This window comes from Embleya sp. NPDC008237 (genome assembly GCF_042956465.1).
Lineage (GTDB): Bacteria > Actinomycetota > Actinomycetes > Streptomycetales > Streptomycetaceae > Embleya.
The window spans coordinates 42,707-61,881 of record NZ_JBIBGL010000024.1 but is presented as its reverse complement, the minus strand read 5'-3'; the positions used below and the strand labels follow the sequence as shown (position 1 = coordinate 61,881).

The following is a 19,175-nucleotide window of genomic DNA, read 5'->3' as shown; positions in this document are numbered from 1 at the left end:
GGTGCACTCTTTTTCGCCGCATGTGACTCCGCCGCTTCCGGAACCGTCGCCCCATCCACCGGCGTGCGCGGTCCCTGCGGAGAGAGAAGCCAGGAGCGCCAGTCCGACGCCGGTTAAGGCGGTTCGCGTCGTCAACACGTTCCCGTCCCTTCGACCGTAATCTTGCTGACCCTCCAACCGATGGAAGACTTCGTCACCACTGCCTCGGTTCGGTGGTGTCCGCCCGGCACGTTGTCCTCGAGTTGCCCGTCCGACGCGCGGTACTTCAGCCATCGGGAGTCGTCGAGGCAGTCTGCGATCGTGACCTTGTCGTCGGACACCTGTGTTGTGTGCGGGGCCAGCTTCGGCTCTCCCTTGACGACGAGGCCCTTTTGGGAATTGGTCAGTATGGTGCCCACGAAGTAGGCCAGGCCTTCGTACGAGGCGTACTTCCGCAGTTCCTGAGACTGGTGGTCAGACGTGGCCGCAGCCTTGACCGCTGCACTCCACAGGCCTCGGTAGGTCGCGAGGGCCTCCTCCTGCGCGGCCGACGCCGCAGGCGTGGTGCTCGTTGTCGAAGGCGGCAGCGTGTTCTTCCCGGTGGAGGAGTCGTTCGAGTTGCATCCGATCAGTGCGACCGCCAGTACGGCCAGCCCGATGGCCGTCATCGTGCCCCGCATATCCCGTCCCTTTCCTCCGCCGACACGACGCACGAGGCGGTTCCGGTGATCATGCGGTCACGCCAGCGGATCACACATAGTCCCTGACCTGCAGAGAAAACGGTAGGTCGTCCCAAGTGATGCCGTTTGATTGCCATCGTGAGCATGCCTCCCTGATCTTGCCTATTTGATCTTCACTCTGTGACGTACCAATTCCCACCTGCATAAACAGACTCGACGGAAGTAATCGGAAAGTGACAGGATGTGACGCGAGTATTGAACACAGGCGTTTGAGCCGGAGGAAAACACAAGTCGATTTTCGGTCGCCGCGGCATGGGGTCGTGGCCGCGTGGGGGGATGATCGTTGGACGTCGACGAAATACGTCGCGAGGACCTGAACCACCTGCTCGTCACCTGCCGGGCCCGCATCGACCCGGGCGCCGTGCACCTGGGGCACCGCGGTCCGGGCCTGCGACAGAATGACGTCGCGGCGTTGGCCGGGGTGAGTGCCCGCTGGTACGCCGCCCTGGAACGCGGTGACCACGGCGCTCCCAGTCCCACCATGCTGTGCCGCGTCGCCGCCGCCCTGGACATGACCGAGGCCGAACACGAACGTCTGTCCCTGCTCGCGGCGGCCTGCATCCAGGGTCCGCGCCGGCCCGATCCCGTTCCCACCGAGCTCTATCGCAGCCTCGTGCGAAGCCTGGACCCCGGGCGGGCGGCGCTGTTCGACCACGCGCTGAACCTGGTCGACGCGACCTCCGGCTTCCGAGCGTGGCTGGGGGCCTCGACGGAGGGTCCCTGGGCCAACGCCCTGTTGTGGACGTTCGGTCCGGTCGCGGCGCAGCGGTTCGCCGACATCGAGCGGTTGCGGGACACGGCGGTGGCCGTGGCGCGGGACCTGTGGGTTCGGCGGCCGTTCGACCCGGAGGTGGCGGCCGTGGTGAAGGCGTTGCTGGCGCTGCCGGGCATCGCCCGGTACTGGCACAGCCAGGATGTCGCCCTGCTCGCGCGGGCCGGGGCCTTCGAGGTCGCGGCCGACAGTGGTGGATCTCACGACGTGTACGCGACCACGACCCAATTGGCCGCAGGATGGCGCTTGTTCGTGATGTACGAGCCCACGGTAGCCGGCTGACGCCCCGGCGCGCCAGAGGGTGACGGCATGAAGTGACCCCGTGCGCGGGGGAGGTGCGCACGGGGTCACGGGTGGCCGGCCGCGTGGGCGGGGCGCGGCGGCCGAGGGGGATGGTCAGGCGGGACTCGGACGGTAGGGCCGGATCGGGGACTCGTACGAGAGCCTGTGCTCAATCTCGTCCGGGTCGGGAAGGCCGACGCGCACACCGGAGCGCAGCACCACGCAGTAGCGCTCGTTCTCGGTGATGTGGTCCAGTTCGCGGATGTCGTCGGGGAGTTCGTCGAACAGTGCGCCGCGCCGCGCGAACGAGGTGATCGCCATGCGGAAGGTCGGGAAGTCGGGCAGGTGCCGGCCCCAGCCGGCGCGGGTGCGCGCGCTGAGTCGGGAGACGTCGAGGTCGTTGAAGAGTTCGTGCAGGACGGTGCCGCGCGCGTCGAGGACGTACATCGGGTAGGTGTCCTCGTAGTTGTACATGTGGTCGCCCCAGATGCCGACCGTCATGTAGGCGGCGTCGGGTATCAGTTCGGTGATGGTGTCGGCGATCAGGCGGGCGAGGTCATTGTGCGCGGTGCGCAGGATCTCGTATTGCGCGTCCGAGGGGTCGGTCGCGAAGGCATTCGCGGAGCCCTTGGCGGGGACTCGTTCGCCGCCGACCTGCTCGACCGCAGCGTCCGAGAGGGGCAGGCACTCGTGCCTGTCGTCGCCGATGCGAATCACGGGGAAGAGTGCCCCCATGCGTCGCAGGTGGTCGAGGACACGCTCGTGCGAGACGCGTCGGGTGAGATCGAACTCTCCCCAGTAGTCCCGGAGCCGGGGTGCCGTCAGCGGCGGGATCCAGCCGTCCAGCAGCCGCAGCACCGACTCGCCGAACGCGTCGATGACGCACAGGCGCGGGTCGCGGACGGGGTCGGGCCGGCTGTGGCTCGGCAGGCGGTTGTAGTTCACGGTCAGGGCGTGGGCGGTGGGGCCGGCGAGGTCGACGAGGGCCTCGGCGTACATCGTTCCCAGTTCGCGCCGGAGGGCGGCGGTGTGATCCTCGTGTCGCGCGACGAGGGCGCCGAACGTGTTGCCGATGAGGGTGGTCATCTTTCCTCCCTGAGGTGGGACAACGACGGTTCGGGGCGTTCGTCCGGTGGCGCCCGCCGTGGTTCCCGGGCGCCACCGGACGGACGTCAGCCGAGGGCGGGCGGGTAGGGCTGGAGCCTGCGGTACCGGGTACCGGCGCTGCGGCGGCCGTGGAAGTGCGCCGCGAGCGCGTGAGGGGTCAGCCGCAGGCAGTACATGTAGTCCGCGCCCCGGGGGGCCTGCGGCAGGCGGTGCTCCGCTCGGGGGAGTTCGTCGAACAGGAAGCCCCGGCCGTGGAGTTGTCGGATCGTCTCGACGAAGTCCTCGTATCCGGGCGGTCGGCCCCACGCGGCGCGCAGGTGCTCCGGCAAGGGACCGGGGGTGGGGTCGTTGGGCATGTCCATGTCCTGCACGAGGCGTCCGTCGGCGCCCAGCATGTACGCGAGGTCGATGTCCGCCCGGTCCTCGCCGAGGCGGTGTTCGAGGCTGAAGACGAGGTAGTGCGCTGCGGGGTGGATCGCGCGCAGGGTATCCGCCAGCAAGCGGGCGAGAGCGTCCGCCGCGACCTGGAACCGGGCTTCCTCGGCGGCGAATCCGTCGGGCGCGAGGTGTCGGGCGTACGGGTCCGCCCAACGCACGCGGCGTCCGCCGGCCTCCTTCACGGCCTCCTCGCTCAGCGGTAGCCATTCCCGGCCGGCGAGTCCGGCGTAGCGGGGCAGGAGAGCGCCCTCCCTGCGCAGGGCGTCGATGACGGCGAGGTGCGCGTCGGGGTCCTCCGGGGACAGGGGTCGCCAGAGTTCGAACAGGTCGGGGTCGGTGACGCGGGGCAGGTGACGGTGGGCGATCCGCAGGACGACGTTGTGGCCCCGGTCCAGAACCAGCGGTCGGGCGGGGTCACCGGGCGCCTCGAACACGGGCAGCACGTCTTCGGTCGGCAGGAGGAGGGCGTGGGCGTCGGCCCGCATGCGCGTCAGGGTCAGGGCGAGGAGGTCGGCGAGCCGTGCGGCGTTGTTCTCGCGATGGTCGCGCTGGGCGGTGTCGTACGCGCCGATCGAGATGGGTTCGACGGTCGTGATCACGGTGTCTCCGGTGGGGTCGGTGGTGCGCCTCCGCGAATCCGTTCGCCAACGACATTACATAGTCTATTACGTTGACGCAATGGACTTTGGATGATTGACGTCCGCGGGTTCGGTAACGCCTTCGGTACCGCCGCAGGTCGGCGCCCGGGTAACGAAAGCGGTACCCGACACGGCCCGCGGCGCCGATCCGGGTATCGCTTTCGTTACCCGTGCAGGTCACCCCCGTCGGATCCCGCTTCGTCCGGCACGTCGCGAAGCCAAGCGGCCAGATGCACGGCCGTGTCCTGCCTGATGCGCAGTTGCCGGCGCAACAGCCGTACGGAGGCGGGCTTCTCGTTGAGCGCGCGGCTGCGTTGGTCCACGCGCCAGGCCGCCGAGTACAGCTGCTCCGGGTATCCGCCCCCGGTCGCCCCGACCACGTCCGGTGCCTCGTCGGACGTCTGCGGTGCGCCGGCTGGCTCGTCGGCCTGCGGTTCGACCGCCCACGTGGACGTCGCCAGGCGAGGTTCAGCGGTCGCTGCAGGGACCGGGCGGGAGGGCAACGGCGTTGGTCCTGCCGCCCGGTGGGCGATCAGCGCGTTGATGCGGCGGCGATAGGCGGCAACGGCTTCCGCAAGGATCATCACCAGGATCGGCGGGATGGAGTGCAGGATGATCCCGGCGACGTCCGGATCGCGGGGGACGCCGACGCGGCCGTCGGGCCACCAGGACGTCCACGTGTTCATGGCCAGGGTGCTCACCCCGGTGTACCAGCGCAGCACCACGCCCCAGGCCGGCGGCCGGGCGCGGTGGACCGCGAGTTTCGCGTCGGTGAGCAGCCCGGCGCCCAGGCCCAGCGCGACCATCGGGTCGAGTAGCCAGGCGATCTGCGTCTGCACGCCGTGGGCGGTCGCGAAACTCGTCACGTTGGTGGCCGTGAACACCAGCGCCAGGACCGCGACAGTTACCAGCGCCGCGGTGAGTTGGCGCATCAGGGCGCGGAGTTCCGCGATCTCCGCGTCGATGTCCCACCCCGGGGCGAGCGGTCGGGTGACGCTCATGGCCGGCTCGCGGTCGGTCGGGTGGCGCCGATGTAGTCGTTTCCGGGGTAACGGATGGGCCCCACGCGTACCGGGACTCCCGGGCGTGGTGCCTCGATCATCGTATCCGCGCTGATCGCGAGTCCGACGTGGTGCACGTTGCTGGGGGTGCCGTAGAAAACGAGGTCTCCGGGCTGGATCGGGGTTCCGGCGGGCAGGCGCGGCATGGAGTAGTACTGGTCCTGGGCGACGCGTTCGAGCTTGATGCCGGCACTGGCGTAGGCGGCCTTGGTCAGCCCGGAGCAGTCGTAGCCGCCCTCGGCCGGGCCGTCGCCGCCCCACACGTAGGGGGTGCCGATGGTGGTCCGGGCGAAGGCGATGGCCTTCGCGGCCGCTTCGGTCGGGGCTCCGATGGTCGCGGTCGCGGGTTCGACGGCGGTGTACGCGTCCGCCTGTTCCAGGACTTGGTTCACGTACCACGTCGCGTGGTTGTACGCGAAGATCGCCTTCCTCAGGTCGCGGCCGTCGCGGGCGCCTTCGGCGCAGAGCATGCGGGCGGCGGCCGGGATGGCGTCGGCGGGGTCGTACACGTTCGGGGTGCCGCCGGGTTTGGTGCCCGGCGGGTTGTAGGTGTTCCACGTGTCGGCGATGAACTGCATGGGGCCCATGGCCCCGCTCCCGTTCGCGCCGGACTTGACGCCGGGCAGGGGGCTGCGGCCGTGGTCGGTCTCGACCTTGCCGATCGCGGCGAGCACGGTCCAGGACAGGCCGGGGCAGGTCGCGGCGGCCTGCTGGTACAGCGCCAGATAGCCGGGCGGGATGTCCGCCTTCGCGCGTTCGCTCGCGTTCGCCAGGTTCGAGGCCGCGTTCACGGTGTCCGATGCCGCGCTTCCGATCGCCTGGACGATGGCCGTGATCAGGCCCCCGGCGATCACGACCAGCGCGAGGAACGCCGCACCACAGCCGGCGCCGACCTTTCCGAGGACGCCCATCTCGTCACCCCACCTCTCCGTGGGGAGCCGGGTCCGTGATGGGGCCGACCACGGGTGGGGGCAGGGGTGGCGTCGGCGGCCAGGGCAACGCGCCGTGGGTCTGGGGGTCGGCGGCGTCGGGGGTCCACGTGCCGGGGGCAACGGGTGCGGGGCCCGCCTGGGGAAAGGTGCGACGCAGTCCCAGCAGGGTGGTGCGTTCCGCGCACGTTCCGATCGGCAGCCAGATGTCGGCCAGGGGCGAATCCGTGTCGTGGGCGGTGGAGTTCGTGGTGGCCACCGGCACACCCAGTGCGGTGGCGGTGGGTCCCAGCAAGGTGCGCAGGGCCTTTTCCCGGCCGGGGGTCGAGGCGTGGACGAGGACGAGGGTGGAGGTGGGCGGGTGGGTGGAGGCGGCGAGGGCGGCGTAGCCGGCGAGCTTTGCGTCGACGCGTTCGGGGCGCATGCTGCCGGTGTCGTGCTCGACGAAGAACGCGACGGTGCGACGGCGGCCGCCGTCGGTGGGCGTGTGGGTGATGTGGGCGTAGGCGTCGGGGTGGATGTGGTCCGCCCAGAGCGCCTTGCAGACGTGTTCGCCGGCCCACAGGGTCATGCGGTTTTCGGGTCGGTGGTAGTGGTCGGCGGCCAGGCGGACCATGAACTCGTTGCGCCCGACGTCGTGGGCCAGCCACGGCGAATGGGCGATGCGGGAGGTGGCGTCCGGCCGCCAGCGCAACGTGCGGACGTCGACGGCGCGTGCGGCGGCCAGGATAGCGGCGCCGGCCGGACCCACGGTGTAGTGGTACGGGGCACTGCCGGTGGTAAGGAAGGGCCGGAACGCGTCAAGGACACCGAGAAGGTGAAGCGTGGACAGACGCCGTGAGGTCGCGCGGTGGCCCCGTGCGGTCAGGGTGATGATCTGATTCGTGGTGAGCACGTCGTGGTCGTGCAGGAGGCGGACGAGCCAGCGGTCGAGTGCGGTCAACCGGTAGGTCAGAGCGGCGACGTCCGCGTTGCGGGGGGTCATCTGCGGGCGGGGTCGGCGTAGGGCGGTACGGACGCTGTAGTGGGTGGGCATGTCGGGCACCTCCGGGCGGGATCGTGAGTCGCGTCAGGGCCGGTGCGGGCCGGTCGGGGCCTTGCCGCCGACGCGGTCGTGGGCCGCGGTACGCAGCGCGTCGGCGCGTCCGGGGATCGCCGGGCGCAGCGGTGTGGTGGTGAGGGTGAAGGCCGGGGCGGGTGCTCCTTCGACCAGGACGCGTGCGGCGACCTGGTAGGCGCCGAGGTTGGCGAGGTCGTGGGCGACCAGGAGGGGTTTGGTGTGTTGCTCCAGGACCTTGGCGTCCTCGGGGGAGGCTTGGAAGTACAGCTTGGTACGGGCGTTCGCGCTGATGCCCTGGCTCAGGTCGTCGGGGAGCTGGGCGAGGTGCTGGTGGGCGAGGACCATGCCCAGTCGGTAGCCGCGGGCCTCGGCGAGCATCTCCTCGAGGCCGTACGGGAGCGTGAGGAAATTGTGTGCCTCGTCGATGTACAGGGCGGCGTCGACGCGGTCGGCCTCGGCTTGGCGGGAGCGGCGGGTGGCTCCCTGCCACACCTTCGCGACGACGAACGAGCCGATCAGGCGCATGGTTTCCTCGCCCAACGCGCCTTTGGGGACGCGGACGAGGCAGATGCCGCCGTCGAGGACGGAGCCGAGTTCGAACGTGCTCGGGCCGCCCGCGACGGTGGCGCGTACGAACGGCCGCAGAAGGAACGCCCTCAGCTTGTTCATCAGCGGGGCGATGACGGTGGCGCGGGCGGGATCGCTCATCTCCGCGTAGCCACGCCAGAACCCGGCGATGACCGGGTCCTTGACGGTGGGAACCACGCGGGCCCGGTAGGAGGCGTCGCCGAGCAGGGACGGGACGTCGGCGAGGCTCACGACTTTGCCGGTGACGCGGGAGTAGCGCATCAGGGTCAGGCAGGCGACACGCATGATGTCGTCGGTGCGCGGGCCCCAGGCCGAGGAGAAGATCTTGCGGCAGATCCCGGTGACGTTGTCGACGACGACGTCGATGTCGTCGCCCTCGAGGATGTTGAGGCTGGGCGGGGTGTGGGGGTCGTCGGGGTCCAGAATCACCACGCGGTTCGCGGCGCTTTCGGGCATGCGATCGAGGACGTCGGTGACGAGGTCTCCTTTGGGGTCGATGACGACGACGCCGCGGCGGGCGTGGACGTCGTCGAGGATCAGGTTGGCGAGGAGCGTGGATTTCCCGGAGCCGGTGGCGCCGACCACGTGCAGGTGTTGGCGGCCTTCGCGCACGTGCACGCCCACCGCGCGGGAGCGTCGCGCGTCGGACACGCCCAGGGGTTTGACGTCGGTGCCCGGGCCGGGAGCGGGGATGCGGGCGGGTGGGACGACGGAGCGGGCTCCGGCGCGGGTGAGGCCGGGGGCGTCGGCGTCCAGGGGGACGTGGGCCAGGGCGGCGAGTTCGGGAACCGACAACAGGCTCCCCCGCCCGTCGAAGCGGCGCGGAGCGATCGTGGTGCTCGGGTTGCGCAGCCGGGTCCGGACGAGCCAGTTCTGGCCGGCCAGGATCGAGAACGCCGTCGCCAGCGCGTGCACCCGGCCGCGCAGTCGGTCCTGCGTGGCCGGGTGTTCCTTCTCCGGGACGTCCCCATCGGGGGCGATGTCGGTGGCGGCGTAGCGAATGCTGACCGCCCACTGCGGTCCGGTCAGTTTCGTGACGCTGTGCCGGGTCTCCGCGCCGTGTGCCGGGTCGGCCTTCACCGCCGCTCCCCTGGCTTGGCGGTGGGTGAGCAGTCCCGCGACGGCGGCGGCGCGGCCGCCGGTGCCGTGGCCGGCCTTGAGGTTGCGGGCCGCGGCGCGGGCGCGGCGCAGGCGGGCGCCGGTGGCGGGGCGGGCGAGGATCTGAACCAGGGCGTGCTGTTCGCCGGTGAGGTCGCTCGCGGCCTGGAGCAGTCCGCGCAGCGGGTCGGCGTCGTGCTTGGTCTGCAGGGGCAGGACCTCGGGGCGGGCCAGGCGCATCGCGCCGGCGGTGACGAGGTGTCCGGGGGTGAGCGCCGAGCCGGCGTCTTCGAGTTCGGTGAGGGCGCCGGGCCAGGCGGCCTGGATGGCCTGGCGGATTAGGGTGAAGGGGACTGGGCCGGGCAGCCACATGCGAACGGTCAACCCGCCCGCGGTCCAGTCGTATTCGAAGCCCAGGTGCGGTTGGCCCTCGAGGAGGCGACGCCACCACGGCAGCGCCAGGCCCGACAACTGGGCCCACAGCGCCGCGCCGCTCGCGGGCTCGACCTTCGGGGGCGCCTGGATGGTGACGCACCGGGCGCCCAGGGCCCAGTGTTCGCGCTGGCGCCGGCGCAGCCGGTTGCGGCCGGTGGTCGCCAGAACGGTGAGGATCACCAGGACGGGAACGGTGATCGGTGCCCAGGTGGTCATCAGGGCCGTGGCCGCGCGGGACAGGGTTTCCCAGGTGCCGGAGGGGTCGGTCAGGAAGCGGCCCAGCGGGCTGTCGGCGGTTCCGGAAGCGTGTCCCCCCGCGTTCATCGGGGCGTCCCCGCGCGCGGGGTTTCGACAGGGGCCGGTTCCTCGTCGTCGTGGGAGGTCGGGCCGTCGTCCGCTTCTCCGTCGGTATAGGTATCGGGTTCGCCGTAGGGGTCCAACAGGTCGTCGGCGTCGTCGAGGACGTCCTGGTCGCCGTACTCGTTCGTCTCGAGGTCGTAGTCGCCGTAGGTGTGGTCGGCGATCTCCGCCGGGTCGGTGGTGACCAGGGTGTGTTCGGCGTCCGAGGCCAGGGCGGCGAAGCTGACGCGGTTCGCGCCGGCGAGCAGGAGGCCTTCGCCGCGTTCGGCGGAGAGTAGGAAGTCCCGCTCCCCGCCGGAGAGGTCGAAGGCGTGGGCGATGACCTCGGCGGCTTGGGGTGCTTGGCGCAGGAGGATCTGGGTGGTGGCGTTGGAGACGACCGCGCGGCCCAGTTCGGTGCCCAGGACGTCCTCGGCGTCCTGGGAGACCACCGCGAGGCCGGCCCAGTATTTGCGGGCGGCCTTGGCCATGCGGAACAGGAAGCGTCCGCCTTCGCCGTCGCGCATCAGCAGCCACGCCTCGTCGACCACGACCAGGCGCCGCCGGCGGTCGTCGGGATCAGTGACCCGACGCCACAGGGCGTCCAGCGTCAAGAGCATGCCGATCGACTTGAGTTCCTCCGGCAACGAGCGCAGGTTGAACACGATCAGGTGCCCATCGGGGCGGGTGGTGGTGGGGCCGTCGAACAGGCCGCGGTGGGTGCCGGTGGTGTACGGGGCCAGGCGCGCAGCCAACTCGAACGCGGTCTCGGAGCCCTCGTCGGCCAGGACCGTCTGCAGATCGAACAGCAGCGGCGCCGGACGCGACCAGGTGCGCGGATCGGAGGTGATGCCGGCGTTGCGGTAGGTGGCCAGGATCGCGCCGTCCAGCACCGCGCGTTCCGTAGGCGACGGCGGTCCACCGAACAGGAGGGCGAGCAGCGTGTGCACGAACAGCGCCCGCCGGGTGAGCACGTCGTCCATCGGCGCGGGCGCGTCTTTGCGCCGTGAGCGTGGCAGGACGGGTAGGTCGAACGGGTTCAACCGCACGCCCTGCGCGCCGGGTTCGATGATCGTGCCGCCGACGGCCTCGGCCAGACGCACGTACTCGCCCTCCGGGTCGATGACCGCCGCCTCGACCCCGTCGTACATGGAGCGCAGCAACTCCAGTTTCGTCAGGTAGGACTTGCCGCCGCCGGAGCGGCCCAGCGTCACCGAGTTGTGGTTGTCCTGGGTCCACCTGTCCCACATGACCAGGCCGGAGCTCATGGTGTTGACGCCGTAGAGGACGCCGGAGGTGGGGGCGGAGGCCTCGGCCGGGTCGAGCGTGGGCAGGTCCGGGGAGGCGAACGGGAATGCCGCGGACAGAGCGGCGGTGTCCATGGTGCGGCGCACTCCGAGCAGGTCGACGCCCAGCGGCAGGGTGGAGATCCAGCCCTGCAGCGCCCGGAACGTGGCGGGGACGGTACGCAACAGGAGGGATTCGGCGATGGCGCGGACCGCGCCCAACTCGTCGCCCAGGGTGGGTTCGTCGTCGGCGTGGACGGTCAGGTACAGCGCGACCCGGAAGAGCTTTCCCTCGCCGCGGGCGACGCGGTAGGCGAGGTCGGCGGCGTCGGCCGCGGCGGCCTCGGTCTCCGGGTCGTCCAGGCGGCCCTTGTCGGCGTCCTGGCGGCGGGTGGACTCCAGGCGGGCGCGCTGCTTGCGCAGGCGTTGGGTGGCGATGTTGCTGGGGACGGGCTCGATGTGCAGGGCCACGTCCAGGCGCCCGGGGTAGGCCAGGAGAGGCTCGAGCCAACCCGGCCCTACCTCGGCCGGGTAGCCGGTGACCACCAGCGTCGAGGAGAGGTGCCCGCTGACGCCGAGCATGCGCGGGCGCACCACGATCGCGTCCGGAAGCAGCTCGCGCGGAGTCGAGATCCCGTCGGCCGGTCGGGCAGCGGCCCGGCGGCTTCGCGTGGGCAAACGGATCGGAAGTTTCACGGTCTCTCCCCGTGGGTGTCGTGACGGTGGTGGCACGCGGCGGGCTCCCACAGGTGCCGGGCGACGTGCTCGTTGCCGGTGACCGCTCGTGGGCGCGAGGGTGTGTTCCACCCCCCGCGCGGCGGGCGGGTGGCGATCACGCGCCAACCGGCGCCGCGCAGGCTCGCGCCGCACTCGTCGACGCGGGTGTACGTGATAAGGCGGCGGTAGCCGAGGGCGCTCGCGGCCCGCCAGGCCGCGCCGTAGAGCATCGAGCAGGCGTTCCTCGAGCCGTCGGTCGCCACCCGCGTGATCTCGAGCGTGTACTTGTCCGCGTTGTAGTGCCGGGCGACCGGTCTGCCGACGATCGCGACGCCGTGAAGCGTGTCGTTCTCGTCGGCGACCCCGATGGCGAACTTGTAGCCCGGCGGCGGGCGATAGTGGCGATGCAGTTGCGCGACGAGGGCCCTGGCATCGGACCAGGACACGGGGACAAGCGTCATTCCCATCGGGTCGGCCTCGCCTTCCTCCGCGGCCGCGCGCCTGACTCCTCGTCCTCGTCGGGGTCGAACGGGATCGACGTGTCGCCCGTGGTCGCCCCGACGACGGTCGTACCGGAGGGGCTGTGCAGCCCGGCGGTCGACGCGTAGTCGGGGTCCGCGGCGGAGGCGATCACTTCGCGGGCACGCGCCCCGCCCAGGCCGCTGACGCCCACCCCCGCCGCGCCCAGGGCGCGGGCGGCCTCCATCACGCGTTGGTCGGCACGCCCGTTCGGGCGACCGGCCTCCCGCTGGACCAGGAGTACCTGGCGCACCAGGAGGTCGCGGTCGGCGGCCAGGTCCTCGACGAAGTCCGCATGCGCCAGGGCGGATTCCTCCAGTGCGGGATGCGGGAGGCCGGGCGCGCGTTCGCGCATCCGGTACAGGTAGGGGTCCAGGTCCATGCGCTTGGCGCGGACGACGATCTGGGTGGGGCCGGTGAGCGCGTTGAGAAAGCGGCCGAACCCGCCCAGCAGGGCCTGTTGTTCGGTGTTCGTGCGCAGGGCGAGGTTGACGGTGGAGCAGGCGGCGATCACCGCGTGGCCGTCGTCGCCCAGATCGACCACACCGCTCTCGGCGACCTCACGCACCGGGGTGCTCAGCGGCGCGGGTTGCGGTGCGGCCTGCCTGGCCCAGTCGGGTTGCAGCCAGTCCGGGACCGTGTCCTCGCGCGGGTCGTCGGGGTCGTGTGGAGGTGCCAGGCGCTTGGGCGCGCGCACGTGGCGCAGGCCTGCCCGCAACCACGCATCGAGGCTGACCCCGTCGCGTTGGCCCAGGACGACCGCGACCAGGAGCAGCGCTGTCGGTGCGACGAGCGCGACGTAGACCAGGGGTGCGAGCCAGGCGCGGGTGGCGAGGTGGCCGCCCCACAGTGCGGCGGTCGCCACGGCGAAGATCACGATCTGGCGGGCGGTCAAGGGGCCGAGGAGTTTGTCGTCCTTTTCGATGTCGGCGGGGATGCGGACGGTCTCGTATTCGTCGTCGTCCGGTGATGTTCGCGTCATGGGCGGTCTCCGCAGGGGTGGTCGTCACGGGTTGGGCTCGTCGAAGGGCAGGCGGGGGCTGATGCGGTTCGGGGGTCGGCGGCGCGGGGGTTCCGGGCTGCGTCGGGCCGCCCTCCGATTCCGGAGGCGGGCGTCGAGTTCGTCCGCGTCTGGTCGTTGCCGTGCGGTGCGAGGCGGGGTCCGATCCGCGTCGTCTCGGGGAGGTGGTTGCGGTGGTGTGCGTGTCGGTTCCCGCCGGGCGGGGCGGTTCGGGGAGGCGGGCGGGGTCGGGGGCGGTGTGTTCGGTCGGGGCGGCCGCGCGGGAGGTGGGGCTCGGTGGGGTCGGGGCGGTGTGGCCGGGCGAGGAGCCTCGGCGAGGCTTTCGGGACGAGTCGGCGGATTCCCGGGGCCTGCCGGTCGGCGGTGATGTCCGTTCGGGAGCCGATGGCGTCCCCCGGGCGGGCCGGTGGGGTTCGGCTCGGCTCCGGAGGTACCGGGGCGACGGTGACGTCCGTTCGCAAGGCTGTGCCGCCCGCCGGGCCGGGTTGCGGGGTTCGGCTCGGCACCGGGGACACCCGGCCGGCGGTGACGTCCGTTCGGGAGCCGATGGCGTCCGCCCGGCGGGCCGGTGGGGTTCGGCTCGGCACCGGAGGTGCCCGGTTGACGGTGGCGTCCTTGTCCGTGGTCCTGGACTCCCCACGGCCAGTACGGGGACGGGCCCTGCGCCTCCGCCGGATGCGCGGGATCACGCGGACCGCCCGGCCCCGGTCGCCCGCCGCCGGGTCCTGCGCCCCGGGGGCCGCCCGGTCCGCCGGGACGCGGGCCGGGCCCGCCGCCCGGGCGCCGGCGCGGTCCGCCCGTACCGGGGCCGCGACCGCCGCCGCGCCGGGCCAGATGCCGGCCCAGACGCCCGCCCAACCGGCCACCCAGGCCGCCGCGGCCGCCGCGCCCGAACCGGGGCGAGAGCCGGCCCAGCACGTACGCGGACGCGACGGTCCTGACGAGGCGTCCGAGGAACCCCGAACCCGGGCGCGGACCGGTGATGGGCGTCCCGGCGAAGACCGATTTCCCGACCCATCCGGGGATCTTGAGGAGGATCCAGAACAGGGCGATGCCGGTGAGCATCGCGGGCAGGCCGTCGCCGGAGGGCACCCCGAAGATCGTCGTGTTGTTCTTGGCGTACATCACGCGCAGTCCGAAGATCAGCGACATCGACTGGGCGACCTGCATGAGGAGTGTGCCGACGAAGGCTCGCCACCAGACGCGGGCCATGCCCTCGGTCATCGGGGTCGCGTGGCCGGCGAGTGCGATCGGGGCGACCACCGCCAGCAGCATCACCAGCATGATCCGGATGACGAACCCCAGCAGGAGGCCGACCAGCAGAACCATGGCAACCAGCGCCATCACGATCAGATACAAGGCGTTCGCCGGGTTGAACAGCGGCGAGATCAGTTGCTGGGCCAGGCCCGCGCCGTCGATGCCCTCCCCCAGGACGGCCTGGGACAGGGCGTTGGACAGCTCGATCATCCGGCTCATCACCTCCATGGAGGTGGCGGCCGCGATCAGGCCCACGACCATGCGCGGGGCGATGTCCTTGAGGGCGTACCGGGTCTGGACGGTCTCGTGGGTCATCACCAGCACGCCGCCGACGAGGATGAGCAGCCCGTACAGCGATCCGGCCAGTACCAGGTTGCGCGACCACAGGTCGTGAACGGGCCCGTTGGACGCCACGTCGGGGGTGTGCAGAAGTGTCTTGCCGAGAAGGTTCAGGAGCGGCTGCGCGGCTTGGGCGACCAGCTTGCCCAGGACGCTCCCGATCGCGTCCCACAACATGCCGGGGATGTCGATGGGGTTGCCGATGCCGGGAAGGTCCCAGTCGCGGGGGTCCCACCACTGGGCGGGCGTGAGCGGGCCGGTTCCCGGCCCCCCTCCCGGTGGGGTGCCGGTGGCGGGCGCGCCTGACGGCGCGGTCGTCCCTCCGGGCGGGGTCGTGGTCGGGGACCCGGACGGGGGTGTGCCGGGCGGGGTCGACGGCGGTGATGTCGTCGGGGGCGCGGTGGGGGTCGCGGGCGGGGTGGGGGTCGGTTCCCGGGGCAGGGTCACGCCCGAGGGGCGGGTCGAAGTCGGTTCGGCGGACGTCGGGTTCGCCGCGACCAGGAGCGCCGCGCCCACCGTGAGGAGCATCGCGGCAAGCGTCAGCATCGCGGCCCACCACCGGGCTCCTTCCCGCTCTCCGGATGTATCGCCCTGGGTGGGGCCGCCCGCGACCATCACGCGAGAACGGGACGCGAGGAGCCCATCGCTACCACCGACGTGGGTGTGGGTTCGGGCTTGGGCGCCTCGGGGCCGGTGGTCGGGCCGGGGCCGCCGACGATGCCCTGCAGCACGGCGAGGATCACCGGCGCCAAAACGGCCAGGCAGAAACCGATGGCAGCCGCTTTGAACGCCGTCTTCGCCTTCTCCACCTCGCCGGGATCGCCACCGGCCATCAGGTAGCGCACACCACCGATGGTCAGGAACAGGATGGCGAGCGCGGTAAGGATCCCCATGAGCCAGTTCCTGGTGTTGTTGATCACCGTGGGGATGTTGTTCACCGCGAACGCGGCCTCCGGCCCGAACACCACGAGCAGGATGGCGATGAACACCACGATCGCGGCGAATTCCCGTGTGGCGAAGGGGTGCCAGAGTGCGGGCCTGCGGTGGCGTCCCGGCTCACGCCGGCGGACCACACGCGCGAGTGCCGACCGCAGGCCGGACGGCAGCGCGAGCACACGAACGGACGGGCGGTTCAATGTTTCCTCCGGAAGGGTTCGGCCCGGCTTCGCGCGAAAGGCGCGCCGGCGGGTCGTGCGGCGGGGGCATGCTCGACGAGGCACAGGGCGGTCGCGTCTGGTGGTCTCGAGGCCTGGCGGTGGGTCGGACGTGAGGATGCGGATGCTCACGGCGCCCGGCGCCCGGCGCCCCGATGCGACACCCCCGGTATTGATGGAGTCGTCGCGGTCCCCCACGGACAGGTGACGCGGATTCAGATGAGGTCCGCCCGGATCGCCTGTGCCAGGCGCTGCTCCGCGGCGGAGCGCCGGCGGTACGCGGCGCGGATCCGGGACTGGGAACCGTCGACGATCCTGCTGACCGGGATCTTGTCGATGCGGCTGGTCGCGATGAGTTCGGCGTCGGCGTCGTTGATCACGCGTGCGGCGATAGCCCGTTCCAGGAGACCGGTGTCCCACGAGGTGGGTGTGGAGGCTTCCTCGATGCGGGCGAGGGTCGCGGGGTCGACCGGGACGATGTTGCGGCGGTGCTGTTTGGCTTGGCGCAGGAGGTGGTAGGCGGCGAGGTCTGCGGCGCGGCGCATGCAGTGGAACGCGGCGGGGTCGCTCGGGTCGACCAGCCGCAGCTCCCGCACGAAGGCCCAGAGCATCTCCTGCTCCAGGTCGGCGAGTTCGACCAGACCGCCCCAGCGGCGGCGCGCCTTCACCCGGCGCAGGCTCGGCACCGCGAGGGCGGCGGCGGCCACCAGCCAGGCGTGGCCGCGGGGGGCCTGGGCGCGGCGCAGGATCTCCGGCCACACCCGGCGGGCGAGCTGGGAGTTCGGTCCGGCGGCGCGCAGCGCGGCGCGGACGTGGTCCAGGGGGATGCCGCGCGAGCGGTCGGTGGTGGCGATGGCGGGGTGGACGAGTCGGGACGGCAGGGCCAGCGGGCGCGGCCCGCGGCACAGCTCTCGGAACGTGCGCTCGAGCAGTACGAACGGCGACGGCGTCCTGGTCGGGTTGGCGGACAGCACACGGGTGGCGATGGCGGAGAACGGCTGCACGGGAAACTCCCCACGAGTCGGCTGCGATGCCGACATTCGTTCAGGAGGCCGTGCAACCTCCGTGCCACCTGCGTGCCACCTTCGTGCATCCTCGGCGCATATCGGGCGGATGCACGCGCGATGCATGGGCGTCGTCTCCGCGGACGGCTCCGCATCCGGGCGACCGGCGCGTCGCGGTCGCCCGAGGCGGCCCCTCGCGTGTCCGACATGCTCGGCCCGGCGCGGCGGCGGCCGTGACGGAGGAGTGAAGTCCCGGTGGCACGGGGTGTGTCGAAGGTGCATCGAGGGTGTATACGCCCGGGTCGACCTACGTGTTTACCCGAGGTGAGGTGGGGTTCGTCGCGCCGGGACACGTCGGGGCAGGGTTCGGCCTCAGATCGCCGGGGCGTCGGGGTCGTCGAACTCGTGTGTCCATGTGGGGCGCTGGGCCAGCTGGTGCAGCAGCTTGAACGCGGCGGTCGCATCCCCCAGGGCCCGGTGATCGCCGCCGAGGGCGAGCCACGACGTGGTGCCCATCCAGATCGCGCGGCGCTTCATCAGGCATCCCCAGGATTCCGGCCGCCTCAGGTACCCGGGGTTCAGGCCCGAGGCCTTGCTGTGCTGTCCGATCATCCGACGATCGAATTCTTCGTTGTACGCCAACGTTGTACGTGTTTGCGCGAGTTCCAGCAGTCGTGGCAGGACCCGGTCCCAGGTGGGGGCGCCGGCCACCATGGCGTCCGTGATGCCGTGCAGGCAAGTGGAGATCCGGCGGGTTCCCCAACCGTATCCGTGCGGTCGTAGCCGCTGTTCGCGCTGGTCGGAGCCTCACGGATGTCATCCACTCGATCGTGTGAGATTCGGACGATTGCTCGCGGATTCCAGGAGTTCGACCCGTAACTTGCTCTCTCGTGGCGGATTCCGGAAGTCGTCGCTTCTCGCTGATCACGAGTGAGAGTGCCACGACCACGAAGGAGGAGCCCGGGGAGACCGGGCTGGCCGACGTACGCACGCTTCAGCGCACGGCGTTCGAGGGCTCGTCGGCGGCGGACGAGGAGGCGTTGTTCCAGGACACGATCGCCGAGTATTGCTGGGCCCGGGACGTGGCGGGTCTGGCCCCGAAGACGTTGCAGGCCCTCGTCGCCCCCGTCGTGGAGATCTGTACGTTCCACGACGTCGTGCCATGGCGGCTGACCCCGCGAGAGTTGGACCGGTACTTCGCCGGGCCGGGAAAAGCACGGCGTCACTCGACGATGCGGTCGAAGCTGACGCGCATCGACGGCTACTTCGCCTTTCTGGAACAGCGCTACGCCGGGGAGATCCTGCGGCGTTTCGGCGCCGCAGTGCAGTCGCCGGTCGACGCGTTCAACCGGCCCCGCCACCGTGGCGACTTCGGGCTGCGGATCCCGCCGTCGGCCCGGGCCACGAAGGAGTTCTTCGCCGCTTGGCGCCAGGCGCTGCCGACGTTGCGCAAGTACCCGGTGGCGGCCCGGAACTACGTAATGGCCAAGCTGACCTTCCTCTCGGGGGTGCGGGCCGCGGAGTTGTGCGGGGTGCGGATGGGCGACGTGCATTGGGAGAACGGCCAGTGGGGGCGGTTCCTGGTGCACGGCAAGGGCGCCCGCGGTTCCGGGCCGCGTGAGCGGGAGGCGTTCATGTTCCGGGAGGGTCGCGAGCTCCTGTGGTGGTATGTCGAGGAGATCCGGGGCGAGTTCCGCGACGACGCCGCGGATCCGCACGCGCCGCTGTTTCCCTCCGAGCGGCTGCCGACGGCGGTCGCCGCGCTGAACATGCCGATCGCGCCGGCGGTGGTGCCCGACACCTTCCGCCGGGCGTTGAAGCTCGCTTCGCGCGAGTTCCTCCGGGGCCCGGTCACCGAACTCTTCCCGCATCTGTTGCGTCACGCGTGCGCCGCCCACAACTACGAGGCGGGCATGCCGTTGTGGGATGTGCAGGTGTTGTTGGGCCATGTCTGGGCGTCCACCACGGTCGGATATCTCGGGAGCGTCAAGGGGCGATCCCGAGCGGCAGAGCCTGGAATCCTCCCGGCGAGCGGTTCGCCGGCTGACCTTGGAGTCGTGAGCGTGAAATGGAATCTGCGCTGGGTCGCCGCCCGGCGCGACATCTGGCGCCCCACGCAGTTGCAGGCCGCCTTCCGCGAGGTGGGGTTCGAGCCGTCGCTGAGCAAGGTCGCGGCCCTGTGGTCGGGCAAACCGATCACCGTGCGCCTGGACGATCTGGACATGATCTGCACCGCGCTGGAGTGCACCGTCGCGGATCTCATGGAGGCCGAACCCGTCGCAACGGCCACCGATCGCGGGGAATCGGAACGGCGAGTGGTCGGCGGCGGGTCCGATCCGTCGGGACCGGCCCGCCCGATTCCCCGGCCGGGCGGTGGTACTGGTCGCCGCTCTATGCCCCCGAACTGAAGGG

General features: G+C 71.4%; 16 protein-coding genes and 1 pseudogene. 3 read left to right on the top strand and 14 right to left on the bottom strand.

What is annotated here, in order from left to right:
* Positions 1 to 131: 131 nt before the first annotated feature.
* Entirely contained in the window at positions 132 to 647 is a 516-nt protein-coding gene (locus ACFZBU_RS42170) for a hypothetical protein (RefSeq protein WP_391589087.1), read from the bottom strand.
* 355 nt (positions 648 to 1,002) lie between these two features.
* Between ACFZBU_RS42170 and ACFZBU_RS42165 the strand changes: the two genes are divergently transcribed.
* Complete coding sequence (locus ACFZBU_RS42165) at positions 1,003 to 1,773, top strand: helix-turn-helix domain-containing protein (protein WP_391589086.1); 771 nt, start codon at positions 1,003 to 1,005, stop codon at positions 1,771 to 1,773.
* A gap of 114 nt (positions 1,774 to 1,887) precedes the next feature.
* Here the strand turns inward: ACFZBU_RS42165 and ACFZBU_RS42160 are convergent, their stop codons facing one another.
* From ACFZBU_RS42160 to ACFZBU_RS42100, 13 genes are all read right to left on the bottom strand, one after another.
* A complete protein-coding gene (locus ACFZBU_RS42160; RefSeq protein WP_391589085.1) occupies positions 1,888 to 2,859 on the bottom strand; it encodes a hypothetical protein in 972 nt (323 codons plus the stop codon).
* 86 nt (positions 2,860 to 2,945) lie between these two features.
* Complete coding sequence (locus ACFZBU_RS42155) at positions 2,946 to 3,917, bottom strand: hypothetical protein (RefSeq protein ID WP_391589084.1); 972 nt, start codon at positions 3,915 to 3,917, stop codon at positions 2,946 to 2,948.
* 203 nt (positions 3,918 to 4,120) lie between these two features.
* Positions 4,121 to 4,957: a hypothetical protein gene (locus tag ACFZBU_RS42150; protein ID WP_391589083.1), complete on the bottom strand. Its 837-nt coding sequence runs from the start codon at positions 4,955 to 4,957 to the stop codon at positions 4,121 to 4,123.
* Positions 4,954 to 5,928 (bottom strand): NlpC/P60 family protein, encoded by a 975-nt coding sequence (locus ACFZBU_RS42145; RefSeq protein ID WP_391589082.1) that lies wholly within the window; start codon positions 5,926 to 5,928, stop codon positions 4,954 to 4,956. Before ACFZBU_RS42145 ends, ACFZBU_RS42150 begins: the two co-directional genes overlap by 4 nt.
* A 4-nt stretch (positions 5,929 to 5,932) precedes the next feature.
* Complete coding sequence (locus tag ACFZBU_RS42140; protein ID WP_391589081.1) at positions 5,933 to 6,982, bottom strand: replication-relaxation family protein; 1,050 nt, start codon at positions 6,980 to 6,982, stop codon at positions 5,933 to 5,935.
* Positions 6,983 to 7,015: 33 nt separating this feature from the next.
* Entirely contained in the window at positions 7,016 to 9,451 is a 2,436-nt protein-coding gene (locus ACFZBU_RS42135) for a type IV secretory system conjugative DNA transfer family protein (RefSeq protein ID WP_391589080.1), read from the bottom strand.
* Entirely contained in the window at positions 9,448 to 11,448 is a 2,001-nt protein-coding gene (locus ACFZBU_RS42130) for a VirB4 family type IV secretion system protein (protein ID WP_391589079.1), read from the bottom strand. The genes ACFZBU_RS42135 and ACFZBU_RS42130 overlap by 4 nt, the downstream gene beginning before the upstream one ends.
* Positions 11,445 to 11,915: an XF1762 family protein gene (locus tag ACFZBU_RS42125; RefSeq protein ID WP_391589078.1), complete on the bottom strand. Its 471-nt coding sequence runs from the start codon at positions 11,913 to 11,915 to the stop codon at positions 11,445 to 11,447. The genes ACFZBU_RS42130 and ACFZBU_RS42125 overlap by 4 nt, the downstream gene beginning before the upstream one ends.
* An 11-nt stretch (positions 11,916 to 11,926) precedes the next feature.
* Positions 11,927 to 12,970 (bottom strand): PrgI family protein, encoded by a 1,044-nt coding sequence (locus ACFZBU_RS42120; RefSeq protein WP_391589077.1) that lies wholly within the window; start codon positions 12,968 to 12,970, stop codon positions 11,927 to 11,929.
* A gap of 24 nt (positions 12,971 to 12,994) precedes the next feature.
* Positions 12,995 to 15,151 carry a conjugal transfer protein TrbL family protein gene (locus ACFZBU_RS42115; protein ID WP_391589076.1) on the bottom strand — a complete coding sequence of 719 codons (2,157 nt, stop codon included), beginning with the start codon at positions 15,149 to 15,151 and terminating at the stop codon, positions 12,995 to 12,997.
* Positions 15,152 to 15,219: 68 nt separating this feature from the next.
* Positions 15,220 to 15,891: a pilin gene (locus ACFZBU_RS42110; RefSeq protein WP_391589075.1), complete on the bottom strand. Its 672-nt coding sequence runs from the start codon at positions 15,889 to 15,891 to the stop codon at positions 15,220 to 15,222.
* Between the two features lie 83 nt (positions 15,892 to 15,974).
* Complete coding sequence (locus ACFZBU_RS42105) at positions 15,975 to 16,763, bottom strand: hypothetical protein (protein WP_391589074.1); 789 nt, start codon at positions 16,761 to 16,763, stop codon at positions 15,975 to 15,977.
* A 372-nt stretch (positions 16,764 to 17,135) separates the two neighbouring features.
* Positions 17,136 to 17,375 (bottom strand): hypothetical protein, encoded by a 240-nt coding sequence (locus ACFZBU_RS42100; RefSeq protein WP_391589073.1) that lies wholly within the window; start codon positions 17,373 to 17,375, stop codon positions 17,136 to 17,138.
* A gap of 620 nt (positions 17,376 to 17,995) precedes the next feature.
* Between ACFZBU_RS42100 and ACFZBU_RS42095 the strand changes: the two are divergent.
* Positions 17,996 to 18,682 (top strand): annotated as a pseudogene (locus tag ACFZBU_RS42095) (site-specific integrase); the annotation flags it as partial.
* Positions 18,683 to 18,826: 144 nt separating this feature from the next.
* Positions 18,827 to 19,171 (top strand): helix-turn-helix domain-containing protein, encoded by a 345-nt coding sequence (locus ACFZBU_RS42090; RefSeq protein WP_391589139.1) that lies wholly within the window; start codon positions 18,827 to 18,829, stop codon positions 19,169 to 19,171.
* Positions 19,172 to 19,175: the final 4 nt, after the last annotated feature.